The sequence below is a fragment of the Streptomyces hilarionis genome (genome assembly GCF_024539675.1).
GTDB classification, from domain to species: domain Bacteria; phylum Actinomycetota; class Actinomycetes; order Streptomycetales; family Streptomycetaceae; genus Streptomyces; species Streptomyces hilarionis.
Genome location: NZ_JAHHIT010000182.1, coordinates 1 through 7,469 on the forward strand (window position 1 = coordinate 1; position 7,469 = coordinate 7,469).

Below are 7,469 nucleotides of genomic sequence, written 5' to 3' on the forward strand. Positions count from 1 at the left end.
CCACCGACCCCTCCCCGTACCGGCCCTCCTCCCGCCGCTTCCCCGACCCCGTGCACCTGCGGGTCGAGGACGTCCCCGAGTACGCCTACCTCCGCGACGACGCGCTGCGGGCCGCGTCCGCGGAACGCGCCGGACGGCTGCGCGAGGCCGTTCTGGACAAGGGTGAGCTGATCGACCGCGACGCCGTGTGGGAGCTCAAGCGGGAGGCCCTGGAGCGTGTCGCCCGCGTGCCGCTCGGGCCGGGCCGGCGCGCCGCGTACTGCGACTTCCTCGCCGAGCAGGGCCAGGCCCTGGAGGACCACGCCACCTGGTGCGCGCTCGCCGAGGTGCACGGTTCCCGCTGGCAGCAGTGGCCGGCCGCGCTGCGCGACCCGCGCTCCGCCGAAACCGCCCGTGCCCGCGGGGAGCTGAGGGACCGCGTGGACTTCCACTCCCTGCTCGCCTGGCTCACCGACTCCCAGCTCACCGCCGCCCAGCGCGCCGCGCGGGAGGCGGGCATGCCCGTCGGGATCGTGCACGACCTGGCGGTCGGCGTGCACCCCGAGGGCGCGGACGCCTGGGCGCAGCAGGAGTACTTCGCCGCCGGGATGTCGATCGGCGCCCCGCCGGACGCCTTCAACGCCCGTGGCCAGGACTGGGGTCTGCCGCCCTGGCGCCCCGACCGGCTGGCGGCGTCCGGCTACGCGCCCTACCGGCTGCTGCTGCGGGCGCTGTTGCGCTACGCGGGCGCCCTGCGCATCGACCACGTCATGGGCCTGTTCCGGCTCTGGTGGGTCCCGCAGGGCGAGCCGCCGACCCAGGGCGCCTACGTCCGCTACGACGCCGAGGCCATGCTCGCCGTGCTGGTCCTGGAGGCCTCCCGCGCCGGTTCGCTGGTGATCGGAGAGGACCTCGGCACCGTCGAGCCGGGCGTGCGGGAGGCGCTGCGCGAGCGCGGGGTGCTGGGCACGTCCGTCCTGTGGTTCGAACGGGACTGGGAGGGCGACGGTCGCCCCCTGCTGCCGGAGCGCTGGCGCGCCGACTGTCTGGCCACCGCCACCACGCACGACCTGCCGTCCACCGCCGCCCGCCTCACCGGCGAGCACGTCGAACTGCGCGACCGCCTCGGCCTGCTGACCCGGCCGCTGGAGGAGGAGCGCGCGGAGGCCGCCCACGACGCGGCGGAGTGGCTGGACCTGCTCAGCCGGCTCGGGCTGCTGGCCGGCGCCGGCGGAGGCGGCGACCGTTCCTCCGAGGAGGCGGAGGTGCAGGCCGTGCACCGCTTCCTGCGGAACACCCCCGCCCGCATGATCGGCGTCTGGCTTCCGGACGGCGTCGGGGACCGCCGTCCGCAGAACCTGCCCGGCACCTGGGACCAGTATCCGAACTGGCGGCTGCCGATCGCCGACGCGGAGGGCCGCCCGGTCACCCTGGAGCAGCTGGCCGCCTCGCCGCGGCTGCACGCCCTGATGGACGTCCTGCGGGAGCGGCCCGACCCCGACCCGGGCCGGCCGGCGCCATGACGGCCGGGCGGGGAGGGCCCGGGGGCCCGCGCCTCATACGGCACCCCGGACGCGCGCTCCCCGACGCCGTTCGCTAGCTTTGCACCGTGGACAAGAAGAACGCCCTGCGCGCCGGCGCCCTGGCTGCCGGTACGACGCTGATGATGCTGCTCATGTCGTCCCCCGCCCTCGCGCTGACCCGCGACGACGGCGACGACCCCGGCCCGGGACTGAGCGTCATCGAGACGCTGGGTCTGTACGTCCTGGCCCCGCTCGCCCTGTTCGCGCTGATCGCCGGTCTGGTCTGGGTCCTGGACCGGTCGAAGGACCGCGCCGACTCCACCAGCTCCAACATCGCGGTCAAGGGCAAGGCCTAGAAGCCTCTCCGGCCCCCGGGCGCGCCGCCGCCGAAGGCGGCCGCGCCCGCGGGCGACGGCCGCGCGAGCGGGCAATGGCCACGGCCGCCGGTGAAGCCGACTGCCGCCGGTGACGGCCCTCGCTGCCGGCGACGGTCGCGGCCGCCGGTGACGGCGCCTCCCGTCGCCCACCGTCATCGCCTCGGCCCCCGCCACGGACCCCGTTCACCAGCGGACGCGCGTGTCGTGGCTCCCGCGAAGCCGTCCCGTGAAGCCGTCCCCCGCGACGGCGATGCCGGGCGACGCCCGCCCGGGATCGGGCGACGGCCGCCCCACCCGACGACCACCTCCGCGGTGCGACGACGGCCGGTCCGGGTGACGCCGTGGAGCGTGCGGCCGGAAGCCCCCGCCCGCCGGGCGGATCAGCCGCCCGACGTCTCCGTGGCCAGCAGCAGTTCCCGCAACAGGTCGGCCAGTCGGTCGGCCTGTTCGGCGTTCAGGGCCGCGTTCAGGGCCTTCGTCTGGACGTCCAGTCCGGCGCCCACCGCCCGGTCGACCAGGTCCAGCCCCTCCTCGGTCAGCGTCACCTGTAGTCCGCGGCGGTCGTGCGGGTCGGGGGAGCGGCGCAGCAGACCCGCCCGCTCCAGCTTGTCGAGGCGGCCGGTCATCCCGCCGGTGGTCAGCATGAGCGTCGCCGACAGCCCGCGCGGCGAGAGGGTGTAGGGCTCGCCGGAGCGGCGCAGCGTGGCCAGCACGTCGAACTCCCCGCGGGCGATGCCGAGCGCCCCGTACGCCTTGTCCATCCGGTCGCCCATCGCGCGCGTGAGCCGGGAGATCCGGCCGAAGACCTCCATGGCGGCCGTGTCGAGGTCGGGGCGGACCGCCGCCCACTGCTCGACGATTGCGTCGACCGGGTCCGTGCGGGGCGGCTGCTGACTGCTCATGGACCGAGTATCCAAGGGGTTTCGGTCACGCGCAAGAAAGTGGCTTGACGGTAAGTAGCTTGGCGCTAAGCTACTTCTATGAAGAGGTCAGCGATCGTCCTGCTCACCGCCCTCGCCCCGGTCTCCTGGGGCACCACCTACGCCGTCACCACCGAGTTCCTCCCGGCGGACCGTCCCCTGTTCACCGGTCTGATGCGCGCGCTGCCCGCCGGACTGCTGCTCCTCGCGCTCGGCCGGGTCCTGCCGCGAGGAGTGTGGTGGGGCAAGGCCGCGATACTCGGCGCGCTGAACATCGGCGCCTTCTTCCCGCTGCTCTTCCTCTCCGCCTATCGGCTGCCCGGCGGCATGGCGGCCGTCGTCGGCTCGGTGGGGCCGCTGTTCGTCGTCGGCCTCTCGGCGCTGCTGCTGGGGCAGCGGCCCACCGCGCGCAACCTGGTGACCGGGGTCGTGGCCGCGTTCGGCGTCAGCCTCGTCGTGCTGAAGGCGGCCGGAGCGCTCGACCTGCTCGGCGTGCTCGCGGCCCTCGCCTCCGCCGCCTCGATGTCGACGGGCACGGTCCTGACGAAGAAGTGGGGCCGCCCCGAGGGCGTGGGCCCGCTGGCCCTGGCCGGCTGGCAGCTCACCGCGGGCGGACTGCTGATCGCCCCGCTCGCCTTCCTCGTCGAAGGCCCCCCGCCCGCTCTCGACGGCCGGGCCGTCGGCGGCTACCTGTACCTCGCGCTCGCCAACACGGCCGTCTCGTACTGGCTCTGGTTCCGCGGCATCGGCCGTCTCAGCGCGACCCAGGTCACCTTCCTCGCCCCGCTCTCCCCGCTGACGGCCGCCGTCGTCGGCTGGGCCGCGCTGGGCCAGGCGCTGACGCCGGTGCAGCTGGCGGGCATGGCGCTGGCGTTCGGCGCGACGGTCGCCGGACAGCTCGGCACGCGAGGGGCGCGGACCTCGCGCCTCGGGGCAGGACGGTTCGGGGCGGGCCGGTTCGGGGACGCGCGGCCGCGGGCCGGACGGCTCGGAGCGGCCGCGCAGCTGCGGACGGCTCCCGCCCGGACGCCCGCCCCCACGGCCGGGCCGAGGCCCGGCGCCGAGCGGACCTCGTGACGCGGACCGATCCGCCCGACGGCTCCCGTCCGACGGCGGCCCCGCCGCCGGGCCCCGGCCGCCCGGCGCCCCCGGCCGCCCCGGCCGGCGTCGGACCGAGGCACGCGAAGGGCGCCCGGTGGGATCACCGGGCGCCCTTCGCCGTGCGGGTCGGTCGTCCGTCCAGGCGGGTCGTCCGCGCCCGTTCGGTCGTCCGTGCGGGACGGTCGCCCGCGCGGAGCTGCCGGGCGACCGGGCGGCGGGGCGACCCGGCGCCCGGACCGGGGGACTACCGCGCGTCCGCCGCCTGGGCCTTCAGCGCGCGCTCCACGCCCGAGCGGGCCTCGGAGACGAGGCGGCGCAGGGCCGCGTTCGGCTCGGCCGAGGCCAGCCAGGCGTCCGTCTTGTCCAGGGTCTCCCGGGAGACCTGGACCGCCGGGTAGAGGCCGATCGCGATCTGCTGGGCGATCTCGTGCGAACGCGAGTCCCAGATGCCCTTGACGACGTCGAAGTACTTGTCCGTGTACGGCGCGAGCAGCTCACGCTGGTCGGTCTGCACGAACCCGCCGATGACGGCCTCCTGAAGGGCGTTGGGCAGCTTGTCGGACTCCACGACCGCCGCCCACGCCTCCGCCTTGGCCTCCGGCGTGGGACGCGCGGCGCGGGCGGACGCCGCGTGCCGCTCGCCCGCGGCCGTCCTGTCGCGCTCGTGCTCGGCGGAGATGTCGGACTCGTCGAACTGGCCCACGGCCACCAGACGCTGCACGAACGCCCAGCGCAGCTCGGTGTCGACGGCCAGGCCCTCGATGGTCTGCCCGCCGTCCAGCAGCGACTCGAGCAGGTCGATCTGGTCCGGCGTGCGCGCCGTCGCCGCGAACGCCCGCGCCCACGCGAGCTGGTGGTCGCTGCCGGCCTCGGCGGAGCGCAGGTGGGCGAGCGTGGCGTCCGTCCAGCGGGTCAGCAGGGTCTCGCGGGCGGCCGGGTCGGCGTACAGGTCGATGGCGAGCTTCACCTGGCGGTGCAGCGACTGCACCACGCCGATGTCGGACTCCTTGCCGATGCCGGACAGCACCAGGGACAGGTAGTCGCGGGTGGGCAGTTCGCCGTCGCGGGTCATGTCCCAGGCCGACGCCCAGCACAGGGCGCGCGGCAGGGACGACTCGAAGTCGCCGAGGTGCTCGGTGACGAACGCGAGCGACTGCTCGTCCAGGCGGACCTTGGCGTACGACAGGTCGTCGTCGTTGAGCAGGATCACGTCCGCACGGCGCTTGCCGACCAGCTGCGGGACGGCGGTCAGCTCGCCGTCGATGTCCAGCTCGACGCGCTCCTCGCGCAGCAGCTTGCCGCTGTCGCCGTCCAGTCCGTACAGGCCGACCGCGATGCGGTGCGGGCGCAGGGTCGGCTCGCCCTTGGCGCCGGCCGGGAGCGCGGGAGCCTCCTGGCGGATGGCGAAGGACGTGACGACGCCCTCGGCGTCCGTCTCGATCTCGGGGCGCAGCACGTTGATGCCGGCGGTCTGGAGCCACTTCTGCGACCAGGTGCCCAGGTCCCGGCCGGAGGTCTCCTCCAGCGCGCCGAGCAGGTCCGACAGACGCGTGTTGCCGAAAGCGTGCCGCTTGAAGTACGCCTGCACGCCCGAGAAGAACTCGTCCATGCCGACGTACGCCACGAGCTGCTTGAGGACGGACGCGCCCTTGGCGTACGTGATGCCGTCGAAGTTGACGAGGACGTCGTCCAGGTCGCCGATCTCGGCCATGATCGGGTGGGTCGAGGGCAGCTGGTCCTGCCGGTAGGCCCACGTCTTCATGGAGTTGGCGAACGTGGTCCACGAGTGCGGCCAGCGCGAGTCCGGCGCGTACGCCTGGCAGGCGATCGAGGTGTAGGTGGCGAACGACTCGTTCAGCCAGAGGTCGTTCCACCACTCCATGGTGACCAGGTCGCCGAACCACATGTGGGCCAGCTCGTGCAGGATCGTCTCCGCACGGACCTCGTACGCCGCGTCGGTCACCTTGGACCGGAAGACGTACTGGTCGCGGATGGTGACCGCGCCCGCGTTCTCCATCGCGCCCGCGTTGAACTCCGGCACGAACAGCTGGTCGTACTTCTCGAACGGGTACGCGTAGTCGAACTTCTCCTGGAACCAGTCGAAGCCCTGCCGCGTGACCTCGAAGATCGCGTCCGAGTCGAGGAACTCGGCGAGGGACGGACGGCAGTAGATGCCGAGCGGCACCGACTGGCCGTCCTTCTCGTACACGCTGTGGACGCTGTGGTACGGCCCGACGACGAGCGCCGTGATGTAGCTGGAGATCCGCGGGGTCGGCTCGAAGACCCAGACGTCGTCCGTGGGCTCCGGCGTCGGGGAGTTGGAGACGACGGTCCAGCCGGTCGGCGCCTTCACGGTGAACTGGAAGGTGGCCTTCAGGTCCGGCTGCTCGAAGGAGGCGAAGACGCGACGGGCGTCCGGGACCTCGAACTGCGTGTACAGGTAGGCCTGTTCGTCGACCGGGTCGACGAACCGGTGCAGGCCCTCGCCCGTGTTGGTGTAGGCGCAGTCCGCGACGACCCGCAGGACGTTGCGGCCCTCGAGAAGCCCCGGGAGCGCGATCCGGGAGTCCTCGAACACCTCGGCCGGGTCCAGCGCGTCCCCGTTGAGGGTCACTTCGTGGACGGTCGGGGCCACCAGGTCGATGAAGGACTCCGCGCCCGTCCCGGCGACGTCGAAGCGCACCGTGGTCACGGACCGGTAGGTTCCGCCCTCCTGCGCCCCGGACAGGTCGAGATCGATCTCGTACGAGTCAACGGTCAGCAGCTTCGCCCGCTGCTGCGCCTCTTCGCGAGTCAGGTTTGTGCCAGGCACGCGGTCATCTCCTCGATATGTGTCGGTTGCGCCATCCTTCCACGAGGGGACCGCCCGGGGCGACGACGTTCCGCGCGACCCCGGGCCGCCCCGCCGCGCGCCGCGCGGCGGACGCGGCGGCCGGACCGCGACGTCCGGATCCCGCCGGTGCCGCCGGCCGGCGGGCGGGAGGCCGGGCGCATGACGGCTCCGACCGCCGTCCGCCCCGCCGCCCGCACCGTATGGCCCGTCCCCCTCCCGCCGGGCGTCCGCGACGACTGCGCGCCACCGACGACGCGGGCCGCCCGGCGGCCCCGGTGACCGACGAGGAGGGCGGCGCCCCGATGCGCCGCTGCCTGCGCCGCAGCGAGCCCGGCGAGTCCGTCGTCCTCGTCTCCTACGCGCTTTAGCCGCGCCGGGCGGCCGGGGCGCCGGCGTCGACCCGGGGCCGTACGACGAACCGGGCCCCGTCCTCCTCCACGCGCGCGCGTGCCCGGGGCCGGCCGGGGACGCCCTGCCCTTCACGGACGGCCACCGCACCCTCCGCCGCTCCTCCCACGACGGCCGCATCCTGGGCGGCCGCCTCGTCGGGGACCCCGACGGGTTCGGCGCGGCCTTCGCCGAGGCGTTCGCGGACCCGCGGGTCGCCCTCGTCCACGTACGGGCCGTCGAGCACGGCTGCTTCCCGTACGAGGTGCGCCCGCGCTGACGCCCCCGGCCCGCCACGGCGGGACGGCACGCGGGGACGACCGACGCGGGAACGACGAGGGGGGGCGGG

Annotated in this window: 5 protein-coding genes and 1 pseudogene; 4 read left to right on the forward strand and 2 right to left on the reverse strand. The window is 74.6% G+C overall.

All coding sequences use genetic code 11. From position 1 onward, the window contains the following. The coding region (gene malQ, locus KMS84_RS32900; RefSeq protein WP_256920172.1) for a 4-alpha-glucanotransferase at positions 1-1,502 on the forward strand (1,502 nt) is incomplete at its 5' end. An 86-nt stretch (positions 1,503-1,588) separates the two neighbouring features. Beyond that, complete coding sequence (locus tag KMS84_RS32905) at positions 1,589-1,858, forward strand: hypothetical protein (protein WP_256920173.1); 270 nt, start codon at positions 1,589-1,591, stop codon at positions 1,856-1,858. Between the two features lie 401 nt (positions 1,859-2,259). Here the strand turns inward: KMS84_RS32905 and KMS84_RS32910 are convergent, their stop codons facing one another. Beyond that, entirely contained in the window at positions 2,260-2,781 is a 522-nt protein-coding gene (locus tag KMS84_RS32910; protein WP_256920174.1) for a MarR family winged helix-turn-helix transcriptional regulator, read from the reverse strand. 78 nt (positions 2,782-2,859) lie between these two features. Here KMS84_RS32910 and KMS84_RS32915 point away from each other — a divergent pair, with 78 nt between their 5' ends. Next, a complete protein-coding gene (locus KMS84_RS32915) occupies positions 2,860-3,876 on the forward strand; it encodes an EamA family transporter (RefSeq protein WP_256920175.1) in 1,017 nt (338 codons plus the stop codon). A 268-nt stretch (positions 3,877-4,144) separates the two neighbouring features. On the opposite strand, the gene pepN is transcribed toward KMS84_RS32915, so the two are convergent. Then, entirely contained in the window at positions 4,145-6,712 is a 2,568-nt protein-coding gene (pepN, locus tag KMS84_RS32920) for an aminopeptidase N (RefSeq protein WP_256920176.1), read from the reverse strand. A 221-nt stretch (positions 6,713-6,933) separates the two neighbouring features. On the opposite strand from pepN, the pseudogene KMS84_RS32925 reads away from it, so the two are divergent. Continuing rightward, positions 6,934-7,400 (forward strand): annotated as a pseudogene (locus KMS84_RS32925) (DUF1203 domain-containing protein). Positions 7,401-7,469: the final 69 nt, after the last annotated feature.